Here is a 383-nt window from a genome sequence, read left to right on the forward strand (position 1 = left end):
AGTTGTGTATAAGGGACAGCTCCGCCGCTGTGGGGCCGCGGCGGCTCCGAGGAGGGCCCGTCGATGCCGTTCTGGCTGCGCCCGGTGGGGCGTCCGTCCGGTGAGCCGGACGGGGACGAGTGATGAACCTGAACGACCGCCGCCGCAAGCTGCTGTTCGCGGGCCTGGTAGTGGTCCTCGCCGCCGTGCTCGGGCGAATTCGACATCTACCGGCTGCTGCCGTTCTCCCGGCAGGAGTTCGCCCCGGCGGCGGACCTGGCCCAGCGGTTCGTCACGGCCCACGAGCCGTACCGCTACGACGAGACCCCCGACACCCACATGGGGCGCCCGGCCGGCCCGGCCCCCCACCACCCGCAACCCGACTCCCGACGGCAACCCGCCAC

General features: G+C 72.8%; 1 protein-coding gene. It reads right to left on the bottom strand.

Translation table 11 applies throughout. From position 1 onward, the window contains the following. A partial coding sequence (locus tag HUX53_RS39735) for a hypothetical protein (protein WP_217918930.1) occupies nucleotides 1-206 on the bottom strand: 206 nt, incomplete at its 3' end. Nucleotides 207-383 lie beyond the last annotated feature (177 nt).

Origin of the sequence: Actinomadura sp. BRA 177 (assembly GCF_013372625.1) — a bacterium.
GTDB lineage: Bacteria > Actinomycetota > Actinomycetes > Streptosporangiales > Streptosporangiaceae > Spirillospora.